Here is a 15,992-nt window from a genome sequence, read left to right on the forward strand (position 1 = left end):
CGCAGGCGGGACGAGCGAAGGCCCGGTGACCTTGCGGTCTCCGGGCCTGCGAGACAGGCATCCCGCCTGTCGGGGTCGGATCAGGCGTCGAGCAGCGCAAGGGTGTCCAGAGCGATCTGGCGCTCTTCGTTGGTCGGCACCACCAGGATGCGGCGGCTGCCTTCGGCCTGGATCTCGCCGGAAACACCGCGGGTGCAGCGGGCGTTGGCCGCGTCGTCAAGCTTGAAGCCGAGCAGCTTGAGGTGCTCGAGGGTGCGCTGGCGCACGGCAGCGGAGTTCTCGCCGATGCCGCCGGTGAATACCAGACCGTCCAGGCTGTCCAGACCACAGGACATGGCTGCCAGCGACTTGGCCAGGCGATAGCAGAATACCTCGAACGCCAGCACGGCGCCCGGATGGCCGGCGTTGCGGGCGTCGGCGAGGGTGCGCATGTCGTTGGACAGGCCGGACAGACCCTTCAGGCCGCTTTCCTTGTTCAGCAGGTTATCGATCTTGGCCAGATCCCAGCCGAGGGTGCGGTTGAGGAAATAGTGCAGGCTCGGATCGACATCGCCGCTGCGTGTGCCCATCACCAGGCCTTCCAGCGGAGTCAGGCCCATGCTGGTGTCGCGGCTTTCGCCGTTCTGCACCGCACAGGTGGAGCAGCCATTGCCGAGGTGAGCAACCAGCCAGCCGCTGTTTTCCACCGGCAGGCCAGTCATTTCGGCGGCGCGTCGGCTGACGAAGCGCAGGCTGGTGCCGTGGAAGCCGTAGCGGCGCACACCGTGCTCCTCGTAGAGGAAGCCCGGGATCGCGTAACGGTAGGCATGCGGCGGCATGGTCTGGTGGAACGCAGTGTCGAACACGCCGACCTGCGGCAGTTCGGGGAACAGATTGATGGCCGCGTGGATGCCGCTCAGGTTGGCCGGGTTGTGCAGCGGCGCCAGCTGGATGTTGGCTTCAATGCTGGCCAGGGTTTCGTCGGTGAGCAGGGTGGACGCGAAGAACTTCTCGCCGCCGTGCACCACGCGGTGGCCGATGCCGTCCAGATGACCGCCGGCGGCGTCTTCGACGCGCGGCAGGATCTGCGCGAGCGCGGCCTGGTGGTCGGCATTCGGTACCTTGACGCTTTCCTTGCCGGCGGCGCTCTCGAAGTGGATGACAGCCTCTGCGGTACCGATGCATTCGGCGAGACCTTGCAGCGGGAAGGTAGCTTGCGCTTCGTTGACCAGGGCGAACTTGATCGACGAGCTGCCACAGTTGATCACCAGGATGTTACGAGCCGGCATCGGTGCTCCTTGATTCACTGAAAGTTATTGATATGAAGTGACAAAAGAATCTCAGGCAGCCGGATTCTTGCATAACCACAGTAAAAGCGATGCCATCCAAAGGTTGTAGTCGGGCTGTCGATGGCACTACACGATTAGCTCGTCGAGAACCACACTGTCCGTTGCTCGGCCGTCGGTTCACATTCGGCCTGGCGCGCGGTTAGACTGTGTCGTCATTTTCCCAAGCAAAGGTTTGAGCCCATGCTGATCGCCGCTAACAAGGCTGTCTCTATCGACTACACCCTCACCAACGACGCCGGTGAGGTGATCGACAGCTCCGCCGGCGGCGCGCCGCTGGTCTACCTGCACGGTGCAGGCAACATCATTCCCGGCCTTGAAAAGGCACTGGAAGGCAAGCAGGGCGGCGACCAGATCCAGGTCACCATCGAGCCGCAGGACGCTTACGGCGAGTACAGCCCTGAGCTGGTCGCCACGCTGAACCGCGCCATGTTCGAAGGCGTCGACGAACTGGAAGTCGGCATGCAGTTCCATGCCTCCGGTCCGGATGGCGGTATGCAGATCGTCACCATCCGTGACGTCGAGGGCGACGATGTGATCGTCGACGGCAACCATCCGCTGGCCGGCCAGCGCCTGAGCTTCGACGTCAAGATCGTCAGCGTCCGCGACGCCAGCGAGGAAGAAGTGGCCCACGGCCACGTGCATGGCGAAGGCGGTCATCACCACTGATTGGCACGCCCGCGGCGCCGGTCGTTGGAGACCGCGCCAGGTCGAGCTGATCGTGTAGAAGGCGCTCCGGTTGCGGCCGGGGCGTTTTTTTTGTCTGGAGGGAAGACATGAGCGCATTTCATCAATTGGTCCTGCCGGGGCTGGGTGGTCAGGAGCTGCCGCTGGCGTCGTTCGGCGACAAGCTCACGCTGGTGGTCAACGTCGCCTCGCAATGCGGTTTGACGCCCCAGTACGCGGGCCTTGAGCGGCTGCACCAGCAGTATCGCGAGCGTGGCTTCAGCGTGCTCGGCGTGCCGTGCAACCAGTTCGCCGCGCAGGAGCCAGGCAGCGACGAAGAGATTCGTGCGTTCTGCAGCCTCAATTACGGCGTCAGCTTCCCGCTGACCGGCAAGCTCGAAGTCAACGGGCCGCAACGCCATCCGCTGTATCGCCTGCTGGCAGGCGAGGGGGCGGACTTTCCTGGCGACATCAGCTGGAACTTCGAGAAATTCCTGGTCGACCGCGACGGCCGCGTGCTGGCGCGTTTCTCGCCACGCACCAGCCCGGATGACCCGGCGCTGATCCAGGCGATCGAGGCGGCGCTGCCCTGATCCCCACGCCCCGGCGCCTGCAACGGGCGCCGGGGTTTCGGGATTGCGCGCTCGCCGGGAAAGCCGGTAGCGCCTTCGTAACACATCGTGGCCGATAAGCCCGGGTGATGATCCTAGGCTGACGAGACGACCGGTCATATCCTCGCCGCATGACCACTCAGACCCGCAACGACAAGCACGCATTGATCCTCGCCAGAGGTGCCCAGGTGATGATCCGTCGCGGCTATCACGGCACCGGCGTGCAGGAGATCGTGCAGGCCGCGGGCGTGCCCAAGGGCTCGTTCTATCACTACTTCGCCAGCAAGGAAGACTTCGCCTTGCAAGCGCTCGAGGCGTTGTATCGCCCGCGCCTCGAGCGTTACCGGGTGGCGCTCAACGAGGCACCCGGCACCCCTTGCCAGCGCATCCTCGCCTATTACCGCGAGCTGACCGCGCACTTCTCTCGCCAGGAAAAGCCCGAATACCACTGCTTCATCGGCAGCCTGAGTTTCGAGATGGCCGAGCTGTGTCCGCCCATCGGCCAGAAGGTGCTGGCGATTCTCGGGCAATCGGTCGAGCTGCTGGCCGACTGCCTGGAACAGGCGCGCCGTCAGGGCGAAATAGCCGCCGACAGCGATTGCGCCGCCATCGCCGAATTCATCGGCAACGCCTGGGAAGGCGCGCTGCTGCGCATGAAGGTCAGCGGCAGCGTGACGCCGCTGCAGCGTTTTCTCGATCAGCTGGCGCGGCTGCTGGAGTGCCAGTGAGCCTGCGCCCGGCACCGTCGCAACACACACAACAGGAGAGTCGCATGACCGCTACCGCAAATGCCTTGTTCCAGCCGTTCGAGCTGGGTTCGCTGCACCTGCCGACCCGCGTGGTGATGGCGCCGATGACCCGCTCGTTCTCGCCCAACGGCGTGCCGACCGCCGATGTGGTCGAGTACTACCGGCGGCGGGCGGCATCCGGGGTGGGGCTGATCATCACCGAGGGCACCACGGTCGGGCACGCGGCCGCCAACGGCTATCCGCAGGTTCCGCGGTTTTATGGCGCCGATGCACTGGCCGGCTGGAAGCAGGTGGTCGATGCCGTGCACGCCGCTGGTGGACGCATCGTTCCGCAGCTCTGGCACGTCGGCAATGTGCGCCGCATCGGCACCGAGCCGGAGGCGAGCGTGCCGGGGTACGGCCCGATGGAAAAGCTCAAGGATGGCCAAGTCGTCGTGCACGGCATGACCAAGCAGGACATTCAGGACGTCATCGCCGCGTTTGCCCAGGCCGCCCGCGATGCCCAGGCGATCGGCATGGACGGCGTGGAGATCCACGGCGCTCATGGTTATCTGATCGACCAGTTCTTCTGGGCCGGCAGCAACCAGCGTACCGACGAATATGGCGGCAGCCTGGCCAACCGTTCGCGCTTCGCCATCGAACTGATTCAGGCGGTTCGCGCGGCAGTAGGGCCGGACTTTCCGATCATCTTCCGCTTCTCGCAGTGGAAGCAGCAGGACTACAGCGCACGGCTGGTGCAGACCCCCGAGGAGCTGGGCGAATTCCTCGCGCCGCTGTCAGCGGCGGGTGTGGACATCTTCCATTGTTCGACGCGGCGTTTCTGGGAGCCGGAGTTCGAGGGTTCACCGCTGAACCTCGCCGGCTGGACGCGCCAGCTGACCGGCAAGCCGACGATCACCGTGGGCAGCGTCGGCCTGGACGACGAGTTCCTGCAGTACATGGTCAAGACCGACAAGGTCGCTCAACCGGCGAACATCGAAGGCCTGCTGGAGCGCCTGAACCGGCAGGAATTCGATCTGGTCGCGGTGGGGCGTGCGCTGCTGGTCGATCCGGACTGGGCGCAGAAAGTGCGCGAAGGGCGGATGCAGGACGTGCTGCCATTCAGCCGCGAGGCGTTGAAGACGCTCGCCTGACGCATTCGTCGCGATGCAAAAAGGCCGGAACGCTTGCGGCGTTCCGGCCTTTTTCTTTTTCGCCCGGCGCTAGCTCGGGCGTTTGGCCAGCGCGTGACTTTGGCCACCCTCTCGGACCCACAACAGGGTCGCTCCGGCGACCGCGGCCGGCATGATCAGCAGGTTCAGGCCGGGCACCAGCAGCGCCGCATAGGTCACCGCACCGAAGCTCAGGCTCTGCCAGCGGCGCTGGCGCAGCCAGGTCAGCATCTCCGTCCAGCTCACCCGGTTGTTGTCCGCCGGATAGTCGATGTACTGCACCGCCATCATCCAGATGCCGAACAGCAGCCACAGCGGCGCGGCGACAAGGTTCAGCACCGGAATGAACGACAGCAGCAGCAGCGCCAGCGCGCGTGGCGCGAAATAGGCCAGCTTGCGCGCTTCGCGGGCCAGGGTACGCGGCAGCATGGCCAGCAGTTCGGCCCAGCTGAACGGCGGCGCCGTATCCTCACCGCGCGCCACCACCTCGACCTTCTCCGCGAGGAAGCCGTTGAACGGCGCGGCGATGACGTTGGCGAGCAGGGTGAAGGTGAAGAACACCATCAGCACGACCAGCGCGACGAACAGCGGCCAGAGCAGATATTCGAGAAAGGTCAGCCAGTCCGGCAGGCTCGGCATGAACGCCTCGACCCAGAGTCCGAACTGACGCATGGCAAGCCAGATCAGGCCGACGAACAGCAGCACGTTGACGGTCAGCGGCAGGAGCACGAACAGCCGCAACCCCGGGCTGAGGACTAGTTTCAGGCCCTCACGAAGGTACTGCGGGCCGGAAAGGGCGGGCAACGACATGCGCAAGCTCCAGCAGAGGAAAACGACGGGACCATACCGACTTTGCCCGACGGCGCAAAGTCGCACCGGGGAGGGATAGGTTAGGTCTATGGTGAGGATGGACGGGTTGAATTTTACCGGGCAGCGCGGGGCGCCTAGAGTGGCGCCATCGGTTTCCCAAGGGTCATCCACTCACAGCCTTCCCCTAGCGCTTTGGAATGGCCCTTTTTTCTTCTGGCGACGCGGTGCTCAGCGCCGGCTGAGCGGCTGCCGGTCGAAGCGAACGCCCGGCAGGCCGGTTTCCATCAGCGCGCGGATGTTGCGATGGTCGGAGCCGGTCGGTGAGGCCAGCACGGCCTGGTAATGCTCGCCGAAGGCCAGCAGCGCTTCCTCGGTGGAGAAGCCTTCCAGCAGCGCGAGGCCCAGCGTCTTGCAGGAACCCTCGTTCTCCCCCGCGGCGTTTTCCACACCACCGTTGATGAAGCGGCTCGGCTGGTAGTCGTAGTGCTCAGCGATGAATGCGAGCGTGGCGCTGAACGGGTGGTTGCGGTTGCGCAGGCTGGCGCGGAAGTCCTTGAGGCTGCTCATGGCTTCTGGCCCTTGTCGAAGGCGGCCTGTTGCTCGGACGTCGCTTCCTTCTGGTAGCGCTTCTTCCATTCGGCGTAGGGCATGCCGTACACCTCTTCGCGCGCCTCGTCGACGCTGACGGCGACGTCGAGGTCGTCGGCGGCGGCCTTGTACCACTTGGACAGGCAATTGCGGCAGAAGCCGGCGAGGTTCATCAGGTCGATATTCTGCACGTCCGGACGGCTGCGCAGGTGCTGGACCAGGCGGCGGAAGGCGGCGGCTTCCAGTTCGGTGCGTTCTTGCTCGTTCATGTCTGCTTCTCGGCGTTGGCTGAGGTGGGCCGGATCATAACCTCGGTACTGGGCAGCGACCAGCCTCGCCAGCGCCGTCGCGCGAGGCGCTGGACCGTCGCGTTTCAGTCGCGGTGCGCGGCCAGGGTGATCGAGACGGACTCGGCGAAGCGCAGCGCGTGGGGCTTGTCGACTTCGACTTCGGCATAGCGCACCTGCGGGTGCTGCATGATCAGGTCGAGGATTTCCTGGGTGAGGCGCTCCAGCAGGGCGAAACGGTTGTCCTCGACGTGACGGATGATTGCCTTGGTGATGGTGCGGTAGTTCAGGGCGTGATCGATAACGTTGTCACGCACCGCATCGGCGGCGGGGTAGAGCATGGTCAGGTTGATCAGCACGTCCTGCTTGTTGAGGATTTCCTCTTCCTTGATGCCGATGAACGTGCGCAGGCGCAGGTCTTTGACGCGAATGCGCGCCATCGAGGGTTCCAGTCTGGGCATGGGGTCTCCTTGTAGGCGGGTCAGATCAGGTGGCGGCCGCCGTTCACCGTGAGGATGGTGCCGGTGACATAGGGATTGTCGAGCAGATAGCGCAGGCTCTGGTAGATCACCTCGGCGCCGGGCTCGATGCCCAGAGCCGATTTGGCCAGGGCCTTGCGCCGGTAGGCCTCGTCATCGTCGGGATTGAACTGGATCAGTGCCGGGGCGATGCCGTTGACCTTGATCTGCGGCGCCAGGCTGGCGGCGAACGACAGCGTGAGGTTGTCCAGCCCGGCTTTGCTCGCCGCGTAGGCAATGTGCTTGCTGCTGCCGCGACGGGTGACGTCGTCGCCGATGTGCACGATGTCCGCCGCGCCCCCGTGGCGTAGCAGCGCGGCGCCGTGCAGGTTGATCAGGTATGGCGCGAGCATGTGCACGCTGAACATGCGCTGGAACAGCTCGGCTTCCTGCCCGGGCGTTTCGCTGTGCCATTCGGAAGCGTTGTGCACGATGGCACGCAGGCCGTCGGTGTGCGCCTTGAGCGTTTCGATGAAGGCCAGAATGCCGGCGGTATCGGCGAAATCGGCGGCCAGCGTGATCGCTCCGCGGCTGCGCAGATGCGCCACGCCTTCGCGTTCGCGGCGGTAGCTGATGATGACGGGATGGCCGTCGTCGAGCAGGCGCTCGGCGCAATGCAGGCCGATTCGCTGGCCGGCGCCGGTGATCAGGATGGGAAGCGGGGATTGGCTCATCGGGCGCCTCGGTCGGTCAGGCGCTGCCGTCATGCCGGTGTGCAGCGCTGGCCGTCCAGCTTACACCAGATCGGCGGACGACTCGGGGTGCAGGCGCCGATGCTGGCGGTAAAGGAAGCTGCGGATGCGTTCGGCATCCTGTTCGCCGTTGAACTCCACCTCGTAGGCCGCCAAACCGTCGTCGATTTCGCGCACCCGGTGCGCCTCGACTTCCAGCGGCGTGTCGTCGGGCAGTGCCAGACAAAGGTGGAAATGCTTGGGTGGTTTGCGCCCGCTGCCGGCCTTGACCAGCAACCCGTGCGAGGACAGCTCGCAGACGCGCAGCGGACTTGCCTCGCCGTCGCGCTTGAGCAGCGCCAGCGGTTGTTCGAGGTGCAGGCGCCAGGCCCGGTTGATCGGGCCGCGCTCGAAGATGACCGGCGGCGCCAGATGCAGATGCAGGCTGTGGAACTCGTCCTCCTTGATCTGCACCGGGAAGCTCATGCGGAACTCGGCGGTTTTCGCTTCGAGCGAAAGCTCTGCGTGGGTCGCCAGCGCCAGCAGCAGTTCGTTGGACTGCGCTCCGCCGTCGAGGCGAAAGCCGGCAGTGCGCTCGCCATGGCCGTTGGCCGCGCGATGCATGAGCTTGTTGATGAAGGCCAGCTCATCGCTGGTCAGGACTGTCCGTTCGGCCATGTCGCTTCCTCGAAGAGTCGGCGCGGCGGGCGCCGACGACCGCGGCGCGGCGATCCGTGCCGGGCGGTTTGTTGCGCGCTGTGATCACGATTTCCAAGAATAGTTCAGTACGGTTGTCGGATTTTGCCGATTCGCCGCCCGCGATGTCCGACAGGCGCGCGCCTTGCGGCATAATGGCCGGCTTCAATTTGCGGAGATCCCCTCATGAAAGTCGCCATCCTTTCCGGCAGCGTTTACGGCAGCGCCGAGGACGTCGCCCGTCATGCCGAGCGCCAGCTCAAGGCCGCCGGTTTCGATGCCTGGCACGACCCGCGCGCACAACTGCCACAGGTGCTGGAGTTCGCGCCGCAAGCGCTGCTGGTGGTGACCTCCACCACCGGCATGGGCGAGCTGCCGGACAGCTTCGTGCCGCTGTATTCGGCCATCCGCGAACAGTTTCCGGCCTGGCACGGGCTGCCCGGCGGGGTGATCGCCCTGGGTGACGCCAGCTATGGCGATACATTCTGCGGCGGCGGCGAGCTGGTGCGCGAACTGTTCGCCGAGCTCGGCGTGCGGGAAGTGCAGGAAATGCTGCGGATCGATGGCAGCGAGACGGTCACGCCGGAAGTCGACGCCGAGCCCTGGCTGGCGCGCTTCGCCGAAATCCTGCGCGGCTGAGACCGGCGCTCAGCCCGCTGCGCGGCGGGCGAAGGCGCACAGCTGCGGATAGAAGGCGCGAAAGTCATCCTGCAGCGGTGCGTACAGCTGCTGCAGTTCCTCCAGGCCGCCGGCGAGGCCTTCCGGGCGACTGAGCCTGCGGCTCATGCCTGCCAGCACCTGCTCCAGCACGGCGAACTCGCGGTAGCTGCCGAGCCAGTCCTGCGCCGCCATGCGCGGTGCGATCAATGCCAGCTTGCCGGGCAGCTGTGGCTCGTTCTGCAGCACGCGGTAGACACGCAGGGTGAACTGCTCCAGCGGCTCGCTGGAATAGTCCGGCCAGTTGGCCGCCAGGCAGTGATCGAAGAACAGGTCCAGTAGGATGCCGGCGTAGCGCCGCCGCGCGGCCGGGAAGCGCGCCTTGGCCTGCAGCACCAGCGGATGGCTGTCGGTGAAGGCGTCGATCTGTCGGTGCAGGCGGATGCCGGCTTCGATCTGCGCCGGCCAGCGGCCCTGCAGGGGTCCCTTGACGAAGTCGCCGTAGAGGCTGCCGAGCAGTTCAGCCGGCTGGGCACCGCCCAGATGCAGGTGTGCGAGGTAGTTCATCGGCCGAGCTTAACCAGTTGCCGGCCGCCGGCGCTAGGCTGCTCGCTGCAGTTGCGGGGTGTCGCCGAACAACGTCAGGGCGATCGCCTCCTGCGCCTGGCGTGCCAGCTCGCGCGGGCTGCGATCGTGGCTGGAAATTGGCGGCAGCAGATGGATTTCCACCTCCGCCACCTCGGCGTCGAGCAGGCGCAGCAGGTGCGCGGGCAGCTCGTCGTCACCGATGAACGGTGCCAGCGGATCGGCCTGGCCGTCACGCAGATAGCGAATCGCAACGGGCTGAACCGGACAGGCGGATTCCACCGCGCAGGCGAACAGTCGCGAATGGAAGGTGCGCAGGGTGCTGCCATCGGTCGAGGTGCCTTCCGGGAAGATCAGCAGATGCCGGCCGTGGTGCAGGTGGCCGGCCAGTTCGCGGCTGACTCGTCCCGCATCGCCGGCGCCACGGCGGATGAACAGCGTGCCGGCCTGCTGCGCCAGCCAGCCCAGCACCGGCCACTGGCGCACCTCGGCCTTGGCCAGGAAGGAGATCGGCAGCAGGGCGCCGAGCAGCGGAATGTCGCTCCAGGAAATGTGGTTGGCGACCCACAGCATCGGCTCGCGCGGCCGGTCGCCGATGATCCGCACGCGCAGCGGCAGTGCCCGCGCCAGACGGGCGAGGAACCAGCAGGTCAGGCGCTGCTTGCGCGCCATCGAGGTCTGCACGCCGATCCGCCGGCCCAGCTCGATGGCGCTGGCGAGCGCCAGGCCCGCCAACAACAGCGTGGCGATCCGTGCCAGCCGCAGGTAGCGGCGCAGTCGCCGCATCACACTGCCGCCTTGAAGTGCCGCGCGTAACGCGGACAGAGTTCGTCGCGCTTGAGCAGGATGAACACGTCGGCGACCTGGAAGTCCGCGTCCCAGCACGGCTCGCCGCAGATCTTCGCGCCCAGGCGCATGTAGGCCTTGAGCAGCGGCGGCAGCTGCGCGGTGACGTTCGCCGCCAGCTCCAGCGGCGGCAGCGGCGTCTTCGGTTCGGCGCGCAGCAGCTCGGTGCTCAGATGGCCTTCGCGCAAGCGCTGCATGATCGCCTGCGCCTGCACGCCGCCATCGCGCATGGAGATGCTGGCGCAGCCCATCAGGTAGCGGTAGCCGCCCTGGTTGAGTACCTCGGCCAGCTCGCCCCAGAGCACGGCGATGGTTGCGCCGTTGCGATAGGCGGGATCGACACAGGTGCGGCCGATCTCCAGCACCGGCTCGTCCAGCGCTGCCAGCCCGTGCAGACTGAACTCCTGCTCGCTGTAGAAATGGCCGATGCGCCGCGCGGTGAGGTGATCGAGCAGGCGCGTGGTGGCGACCAGTGCGCCGCTGGACAGATCGCGCACGCCGATGTGGCTGCAATGCGCATCGTAGTCATCGATGTCCAGACCGAACTCGGCGCCTTGCAGGCGAGCGTCGAACTCGCTGCTGAACACGCGGTAGCGCAGCGCCTGGGCTTCGCGAAGGGCGGCGGTGCCGACCAGGCGTTCGGCCTGCAGTTGACGGGTGCTGCGGGGGTGAGCGATGGCGTTCATGCTGTCTACTCCTGTTCCGCCCGGCTGTGGCGGGTTGGTAATCGGCGGCGCCTGGTTGTTATGGTTGCGCTCGGTCGATCTGATGGCCGGGTCAGGCTAGGTAGCTGGCGTGTCACGCCTGTGACGGATCGGTGATGGTTGGGTGACGCCCGCAGCGGGCGGTTCGGGAGGGAATATGGCTTGGCATGAATGGCTGGGGCCGCTGGCGCGGCTGCCGGCAGGCGGGCGTCTGGACGACTGGTACGCCGCGGTGCAGCAGCGCACGGCCGGCGCCGCACCCTTCGCCGGCGCGCTGCTGGGTGGCCGGTTGGCGGCGACGCCGGGGCTGGCCTTTCTCGCCGGCTACCAGCAGGCGTTGCGGGCACTGTGGACGGACGCACCGGCGGGGCTCGGCGCACTCTGCGCCACGGAAAACCGGCGGTTGCGCCCGGCCGACATGACCACCCGCCTGCGCGACGGCCGTCTGGACGGCCGCAAGGATTTCGTCACCGCCGGCGATGCGGCCGCCTGGCTGCTGGTGCCGGCCCGCGAAGAACGCATCGGCGATGCGCCGCGTCTGGGCATGTACCTGCTCGCGGCCGACGCTGGCGGGGTGCTGCTCGAAGCCGGCGCACCGCTGCCGCTGCTGCCGGACATCGCGCATGGGCGGCTGGTGCTGGTCGAGGCCATGGGCGAGCGCCTGCCGGGCGACGGCTGGGACGACTACGTCAAACCATTTCGCACGCACGAGGACCTCTACGTGCTGGTCGCGCTGCTCGGCTGGCTGTGCGGCGTGGCACTGGAGCATCGCTGGTCGCAGGCGCTGCTGCTGCGCCTGGTCGGGTTGCTGGCCAGCGCAGCGGAAGTCGCACGGCAGCCGGTCGAGGCTGCCGTCACACACGTGCTGCTGGCGGCGCTGAGCGAGCAGTTTGCCGCGCTGCAGACGGAACTCGAAGGTGCGCTGGCGGCGACGCCCGGCGACTGGTCGGCGATGTGGTTGCGCGACCGCGGCGTGCTCGGGCTGGCGCGTGGCGCGCAGGCCGAGCGACTGCGCAAGGCCTGGCTGCAGCTGGGGCTGGCAGGCACGGAGGCGGAGACTCAGGGGAACTCGGCTCGCGGCGGCGCGCCTATATAGACGGGCGGCGATATCTGCCGGCCGGCTCGCCAGCGCGCCGCGCGGGGCCGGAGGCGGCCCTTTGCCGGGACCGGCGGACTGGTTAAGCTGCCCCGGCCTCAGCCCCGCCGCCATGGCCGTCCTCGCGGCGACTCGATCGGAAAAAGGATTTCATGACACTGTTTCGTTTGCCTGCCCTTGCCGGCGTATCCACCGAGACCGGTCGTCGATGATGCTGGCCGGCTCGGTATTTCCCTGGCGCAAGGCCAATCGTTTTCGCCTGCTGATCGACGGCCCGCAGTTCTTTCCGGCGATGCTCGAGGCCATCGCCCGAGCCGAGCGGCGGGTGGATCTGGAACTCTATCTGGTCGAGGACGGCCGCTGCCTGGAGCGTCTGCTCGAGGTGCTGCTGGCAGTGGCGGAGCGGGGCGTGCGGGTGCGCTGTCTGTTCGATGGCTTCGGCTGCCTGAAGATGGGCCAGGCCAGCCGCGACCGTCTCGCCGCAGCGGGCGTTGAGCTGCGGCTGTACAACCCGCTGGCGCTGCGCTTGAAGTTCCGCAACCTGCACCGCGACCACCGCAAGCTGTTGCTGGTCGACGGCTGCACCGGTTTCGTCGGCGGCGCGGGTGCCACCGATCAGTTCTGGAACCCGCAACGTCCGGACGAGCATTGGCACGAGGTGATGGTCGAGATGAGCGGGCCGCTGCTGCAGGACTGGCAGGCGCTGTTCGATGCGCAGTGGGTGAACTGCCAGCGCCGACGCATCTGGCAGCTGCCGCTGCCGCGCAGGATCCCGCGGATTCCGCTGCTGCCGACCGGCTCGGGTCTCGGTCGGGTGGCCTATGCAGCGGCGCGCCAGCACACCGACATTCTGCACAGCCTGTTGCACAACCTGCGGCGCGCGCAGACGCGCATCTGGCTGGCCACACCCTATTTCCTGCCTACCGGCAAGGTGCGCCGTGCGCTGATCTACGCGGCCCGGCGCGGGGTGGAGGTGCGCCTGCTGCTGACCAGCCGCAACACCGATCATCCGCCGGTGCGCTATGCCGGACAGCGCTTCTATCCGCGGCTGCTGCGCGCCGGCGTGCGCATCCACGAATACCAGCCACACTTCTCGCACCTGAAGATGGTGTTGGTGGACGACTGGGTCAGCGTCGGTTCATGCAATTTCGATCACTGGAACCTGCGCTGGAACCTGGAGGCGAACCTCGAAGCGATCGATCCGGCGCTCACCGAGCAGGTCGTGCAGAGCTTCGAGCGCGACTTCCAGCAGAGCCAGGAAATCGACCTGCGCAGCTGGTATGCCCGCCCGTTGCACATGCGCCTGTATCAGCGCATGTGGGGCTGGCTGGATCGCCTGCTGGTCAACATCTTCAACCGCGGCGGCTGATCAGCCGATGGCCGCCCTGCACCGGAGCGCAGCTCCCTATCTGGAAAAGAGGACGATCCAATGGCAGCGAAGAACATCCTGATGCTGGTCGGCGACTATGCCGAAGACTACGAGACGATGGTGCCGTTCCAGGCGCTGCAGATGGTCGGCCACCGCGTGCATGCGGTGTGTCCGGACAAGCAGGCCGGCCAGACCGTGCGCACCGCCATCCACGACTTCGAGGGCGACCAGACCTACAGCGAGAAACCCGGCCACAACTTTGCGCTGAACTTCGACTTCGCCGCCGTGCGCGCCGAGGACTACGACGCGCTGGTGATTCCCGGTGGCCGCGCGCCGGAGTACCTGCGCCTGAACGAGCAGGTGCTGGCGCTGGTGCGCGCCTTCGATGCGGCGAACAAGCCGATTGCCGCGGTTTGCCACGGCGCGCAGCTGCTGGCCGCCGCCGGCGTGCTCAAGGGCCGCGCCTGCAGTGCCTATCCGGCCTGCGCGCCGGAAGTGAAGCTGGCCGGTGGCGAGTACGTCGACATCCCGGTGGATCAGGCGCACACGCAAGGCAATCTCGTCAGTGCGCCCGCCTGGCCGGCGCATCCGGCGTGGCTGGCGGGCTTCCTCAAGCTGCTCGGCACCGAGATAACCCTGTAGCATGCCGGGCCGCCGCCCGCCGGCGGCCAGGCTTTCGTCAGCTAACAAGGAGAACCGCAGGTGAGCAGCGCCCCGAACAATCCACTGCACGGCATCACCCTCGAGGCGATGCTGGTCGAACTGCAGGCGCACTACGGCTGGGAAGGGCTGGCGCAGCGCGTCGATATCCGCTGCTTCAAGAGCGAGCCGAGCATCAAGTCGAGCCTGACGTTCCTGCGCCGCACGCCATGGGCACGGCAGAAGGTCGAAGCGCTGTTCGTGCAGCTGCGCCGCCGCGGTTGATTTGCGCGATGTGAAAGCAAAAAGCCCGGCACTAGGCCGGGCTTTTCGTTCCGCTGAGGCGCTTACTGCACTTCCACCGCCAGGCTGTCGGCGATCTTCTGCTTCCAGATCGCCGGGCCGGTGATGTGCACCGACTCGCCCTTGGTGTCGACGGCCACGGTGACCGGCATGTCCTTCACCTCGAACTCGTAGATCGCTTCCATGCCCAGTTCGGCGAAGGCCAGCACCTTGGACTTCTTGATCGCCTGGGCGACCAGGTAGGCGGCGCCGCCGACGGCCATCAGGTACACGGCCTTGTTGTCCTTGATTGCTTCGATGGCGATCGGGCCGCGCTCGGACTTGCCGATCATGCCCAACAGGCCGGTGCTTTCGAGGATCTGCCGGGTGAACTTGTCCATGCGCGTGGCAGTGGTCGGGCCAGCCGGACCAACCACTTCGTCACCAACCGGATCGACCGGGCCGACGTAGTAGATGAAGCGACCCTTGAGGTCCACCGGCAGCTCTTCACCCTTGTTCAGCATGTCGACCATGCGCTTGTGCGCGGCGTCGCGGCCGGTGAGCATCTTGCCGTTGAGCAGGATGGTTTCACCCGGCTTCCAGCTCTGCACTTCTTCCGGGGTGATGGTGTCGAGGTTGACGCGGCGTGCACTCGGACCGGCTTCCCAGACGATTTCCGGGTAGGCGTCCAGCGACGGCGCTTCCAGGCTGGCCGGGCCGGAGCCATCGAGCACGAAGTGCGCGTGGCGGGTGGCGGCGCAGTTGGGGATCATGCACACCGGCAGCGAGGCGGCGTGGGTCGGGTAGTCCATGATCTTCACGTCGAGCACGGTGGTCAGGCCGCCGAGGCCCTGGGCGCCGATACCCAGCTGGTTGACCTTCTCGAACAGCTCCAGGCGCAGCTCCTCGATGCGGTTCTGCGGACCGCGGGCCTTCAGCTCGTGGATGTCGATCGGGTCCATGAGGACTTCCTTGGCCATCACCGCGGCCTTCTCGGCGGTACCGCCGATGCCGATGCCGAGCATGCCCGGCGGGCACCAGCCAGCGCCCATTTCCGGCACGGTCTTCAGCACCCAGTCGACGATCGAGTCGGACGGGTTGAGCATGGCCATCTTCGACTTGTTCTCGGAGCCGCCGCCCTTGGCCGCGACGTCCACTTCCACCTTGTCGCCGGGAACGATGGAGTAGTGGATGACGGCCGGGGTATTGTCCTTAGTGTTCTTGCGGGAACCTGCCGGGTCGGCCAGGATCGAAGCACGCAGGACGTTTTCCGGCAGGTTGTAGGCGCGGCGCACGCCCTCGTTGATCATGTCGTCCAGGCTCATGGTGGCGCCGTCCCAGCGCACGTCCATGCCGACACGGACGAACACGGTGACGATGCCGGTGTCCTGGCAGATCGGCCGGTGACCGGTGGCGCACATGCGCGAGTTGATCAGGATCTGCGCCATGGAGTCGCGCGCGGCCGGCGATTCTTCACGCAGGTAGGCTTCGTGCATCGCCTGGATGAAGTCGACGGGGTGGTAGTAAGAAATGAACTGCAAAGCGTCGGCGACGCTTTGAATCAGGTCGTCTTGCTTGATCACGGTCATGCAGCGCGTCCTCTTGACGGGGCGGGGATTCGGCGCGTCGAGCGTGGCAGTCGGCGTGCCGAGTGAAAAGGGCGCGGCAGTATAACTCGTCGGGCTGGCGGGTACACGGATGGACCGGGAGCGAAGGGATGTTGGCTAGGTTTTTGAAATTTG

General features: G+C 66.5%; 20 protein-coding genes. 9 read left to right on the top strand and 11 right to left on the bottom strand.

From position 1 onward, the window contains the following. Positions 1-80: 80 nt before the first annotated feature. Entirely contained in the window at positions 81-1,268 is a 1,188-nt protein-coding gene (locus AC0ZJQ_RS04670; RefSeq protein ID WP_009867896.1) for an acetate kinase, read from the bottom strand. A gap of 240 nt (positions 1,269-1,508) precedes the next feature. On the opposite strand from AC0ZJQ_RS04670, the gene AC0ZJQ_RS04675 reads away from it, so the two are divergent. The 4 genes from AC0ZJQ_RS04675 to AC0ZJQ_RS04690 all read left to right on the top strand — a co-directional run bounded on the left by AC0ZJQ_RS04675 (position 1,509) and on the right by AC0ZJQ_RS04690 (position 4,484). Then, the gene (locus AC0ZJQ_RS04675) at positions 1,509-1,994 is read left to right on the top strand and encodes an FKBP-type peptidyl-prolyl cis-trans isomerase (RefSeq protein ID WP_043295870.1); all 486 of its coding nucleotides are present in this window, start codon (positions 1,509-1,511) and stop codon (positions 1,992-1,994) included. 107 nt (positions 1,995-2,101) lie between these two features. After that, positions 2,102-2,584 (top strand): glutathione peroxidase, encoded by a 483-nt coding sequence (locus AC0ZJQ_RS04680; protein WP_077683648.1) that lies wholly within the window; start codon positions 2,102-2,104, stop codon positions 2,582-2,584. 149 nt (positions 2,585-2,733) lie between these two features. Next, positions 2,734-3,330 carry a TetR/AcrR family transcriptional regulator gene (locus AC0ZJQ_RS04685; protein ID WP_003287206.1) on the top strand — a complete coding sequence of 199 codons (597 nt, stop codon included), beginning with the start codon at positions 2,734-2,736 and terminating at the stop codon, positions 3,328-3,330. A gap of 44 nt (positions 3,331-3,374) precedes the next feature. After that, positions 3,375-4,484 (top strand): NADH:flavin oxidoreductase, encoded by a 1,110-nt coding sequence (locus AC0ZJQ_RS04690; protein WP_003287204.1) that lies wholly within the window; start codon positions 3,375-3,377, stop codon positions 4,482-4,484. Between the two features lie 69 nt (positions 4,485-4,553). Here the strand turns inward: AC0ZJQ_RS04690 and cysZ are convergent, their stop codons facing one another. From cysZ to AC0ZJQ_RS04720, 6 genes are all read right to left on the bottom strand, one after another. Next, the gene (gene cysZ / locus AC0ZJQ_RS04695; RefSeq protein WP_476477384.1) at positions 4,554-5,312 is read right to left on the bottom strand and encodes a sulfate transporter CysZ; all 759 of its coding nucleotides are present in this window, start codon (positions 5,310-5,312) and stop codon (positions 4,554-4,556) included. Positions 5,313-5,540: 228 nt separating this feature from the next. Beyond that, entirely contained in the window at positions 5,541-5,879 is a 339-nt protein-coding gene (locus AC0ZJQ_RS04700) for a HopJ type III effector protein (RefSeq protein ID WP_009867883.1), read from the bottom strand. Then, positions 5,876-6,169: a DUF1244 domain-containing protein gene (locus AC0ZJQ_RS04705; RefSeq protein WP_003287201.1), complete on the bottom strand. Its 294-nt coding sequence runs from the start codon at positions 6,167-6,169 to the stop codon at positions 5,876-5,878. The genes AC0ZJQ_RS04700 and AC0ZJQ_RS04705 overlap by 4 nt, the downstream gene beginning before the upstream one ends. Positions 6,170-6,273: 104 nt before the next feature. After that, the gene (gene folX, locus AC0ZJQ_RS04710) at positions 6,274-6,648 is read right to left on the bottom strand and encodes a dihydroneopterin triphosphate 2'-epimerase (RefSeq protein ID WP_003287200.1); all 375 of its coding nucleotides are present in this window, start codon (positions 6,646-6,648) and stop codon (positions 6,274-6,276) included. 20 nt (positions 6,649-6,668) lie between these two features. After that, entirely contained in the window at positions 6,669-7,379 is a 711-nt protein-coding gene (folM, locus tag AC0ZJQ_RS04715) for a dihydromonapterin reductase (RefSeq protein WP_314019777.1), read from the bottom strand. 60 nt (positions 7,380-7,439) lie between these two features. After that, the gene (locus AC0ZJQ_RS04720; protein WP_213662753.1) at positions 7,440-8,054 is read right to left on the bottom strand and encodes a PilZ domain-containing protein; all 615 of its coding nucleotides are present in this window, start codon (positions 8,052-8,054) and stop codon (positions 7,440-7,442) included. A 204-nt stretch (positions 8,055-8,258) separates the two neighbouring features. Here AC0ZJQ_RS04720 and AC0ZJQ_RS04725 point away from each other — a divergent pair, with 204 nt between their 5' ends. Beyond that, positions 8,259-8,711: a flavodoxin gene (locus tag AC0ZJQ_RS04725; RefSeq protein ID WP_003287196.1), complete on the top strand. Its 453-nt coding sequence runs from the start codon at positions 8,259-8,261 to the stop codon at positions 8,709-8,711. A 9-nt stretch (positions 8,712-8,720) separates the two neighbouring features. On the opposite strand, the gene AC0ZJQ_RS04730 is transcribed toward AC0ZJQ_RS04725, so the two are convergent. From AC0ZJQ_RS04730 to olsB, 3 genes are read right to left on the bottom strand one after another with little or no spacing between them, the layout of a single operon-like run. Then, positions 8,721-9,296, bottom strand: a complete 576-nt coding sequence (locus AC0ZJQ_RS04730) for an acyl carrier protein phosphodiesterase (protein ID WP_003287194.1) — start codon at positions 9,294-9,296, stop codon at positions 8,721-8,723. 33 nt (positions 9,297-9,329) lie between these two features. Next, a complete protein-coding gene (locus tag AC0ZJQ_RS04735) occupies positions 9,330-10,100 on the bottom strand; it encodes a lysophospholipid acyltransferase family protein (protein WP_155551604.1) in 771 nt (256 codons plus the stop codon). Further along, positions 10,100-10,846 carry an L-ornithine N(alpha)-acyltransferase gene (gene olsB, locus AC0ZJQ_RS04740; RefSeq protein WP_213662755.1) on the bottom strand — a complete coding sequence of 249 codons (747 nt, stop codon included), beginning with the start codon at positions 10,844-10,846 and terminating at the stop codon, positions 10,100-10,102. The genes AC0ZJQ_RS04735 and olsB overlap by 1 nt, the downstream gene beginning before the upstream one ends. 175 nt (positions 10,847-11,021) lie before the next feature. Between olsB and AC0ZJQ_RS04745 the strand changes: the two genes are divergently transcribed. The 4 genes from AC0ZJQ_RS04745 to AC0ZJQ_RS04760 all read left to right on the top strand — a co-directional run bounded on the left by AC0ZJQ_RS04745 (position 11,022) and on the right by AC0ZJQ_RS04760 (position 14,253). Further along, positions 11,022-11,960, top strand: a complete 939-nt coding sequence (locus AC0ZJQ_RS04745; RefSeq protein ID WP_476477385.1) for an acyl-CoA dehydrogenase family protein — start codon at positions 11,022-11,024, stop codon at positions 11,958-11,960. A 211-nt stretch (positions 11,961-12,171) separates the two neighbouring features. Next, complete coding sequence (locus tag AC0ZJQ_RS04750) at positions 12,172-13,329, top strand: phospholipase D-like domain-containing protein (protein ID WP_314019907.1); 1,158 nt, start codon at positions 12,172-12,174, stop codon at positions 13,327-13,329. Positions 13,330-13,389: 60 nt separating this feature from the next. Beyond that, positions 13,390-13,971: a DJ-1/PfpI family protein gene (locus tag AC0ZJQ_RS04755; RefSeq protein WP_009867865.1), complete on the top strand. Its 582-nt coding sequence runs from the start codon at positions 13,390-13,392 to the stop codon at positions 13,969-13,971. Positions 13,972-14,031: 60 nt separating this feature from the next. Further along, positions 14,032-14,253 (top strand): VF530 family protein, encoded by a 222-nt coding sequence (locus AC0ZJQ_RS04760; RefSeq protein ID WP_003287186.1) that lies wholly within the window; start codon positions 14,032-14,034, stop codon positions 14,251-14,253. A gap of 62 nt (positions 14,254-14,315) precedes the next feature. Here the strand turns inward: AC0ZJQ_RS04760 and AC0ZJQ_RS04765 are convergent, their stop codons facing one another. Beyond that, a complete protein-coding gene (locus tag AC0ZJQ_RS04765; protein ID WP_003287184.1) occupies positions 14,316-15,839 on the bottom strand; it encodes a fumarate hydratase in 1,524 nt (507 codons plus the stop codon). Positions 15,840-15,992 lie beyond the last annotated feature (153 nt).

It is taken from the genome of Stutzerimonas sp. 21-1, from assembly GCF_056336065.1.